Below are 780 nucleotides of genomic sequence, written 5' to 3'. Positions count from 1 at the left end.
CTGATATGTAAGAAACTTTGTCAAGGGGGCATGGTGAGGCGCCGTCGGGGAGCTACCCCGGCGGCGCCTCGTTGCTTCCTCGACGAGTCTGCGTGGTGAGCGTGTCGTTGACGACGCGCGGTCAGACTGATATACGCGGATTGGCTACCGCAGGACGGGGTTTCGGCTGGAGCGGGTCCGCGTGTCTAGGATCGAGCATCGACCCCTACGAGGCCTGCTCATAGCTGTATCGCGGGTCACTCCACGCGCTGCCACCACCGGCTCGTGCGACGAAGCAGATCGTGGGCGATCAGTCGGTCAGGACCGCCAGAGACCAGCACCAGCCGGCCAACTCGCGGGCGATCGCCACATTCGCGACGGTGGGCCGTTTGCGGCGCTCGAGGAAGCCCACCCACCGTCGGTGCAGACGCTGGTTGCCTTCGTCGCCGCGGGCCCGGGCGGCAGCGGGTGCCTGATCCCAGCGTCCCCGCATCACGGCACCGACGTGGTACCGGGGCCGGTGATGCCAGGCGGACTCGACCAACAACCGGCGCACATGCGTGTTCCCGGTCTTGGTGATCGACCCCTGCACCCGTGACGCACCCGAGGAATACTCGGTGGGCACCAATCCGACGAACGATCCGATGGTGTTGCCGGTGAACCGATGCCAATCGCCGATCTCGACGGCCAACGCGAATCCGGTCAGCGTGCTCACCCCGCGCAGGCCGGGATGGGTGCGCCCACGACCGTGTTGGTGCCGGTGTCGATCACCGACACCGTGCCGCCGCCAACGTTGGTGAT

General features: G+C 66.8%; 1 pseudogene. It reads right to left on the bottom strand.

Annotated elements, in window-relative coordinates:
- Positions 1-289: 289 nt before the first annotated feature.
- Positions 290-703, bottom strand: a pseudogene (locus RM2_RS23270) (transposase); the annotation flags it as partial.
- Positions 704-780: the final 77 nt, after the last annotated feature.

It is taken from the genome of Rhodococcus marinonascens NBRC 14363 (assembly GCF_001894885.1).
In the GTDB taxonomy this organism is placed as follows: Bacteria; Actinomycetota; Actinomycetes; order Mycobacteriales; family Mycobacteriaceae; genus Rhodococcus_F; species Rhodococcus_F marinonascens.
Note: the sequence above shows the minus strand (reverse complement) of the source record. Positions and strands in the feature narration are given on the sequence as shown.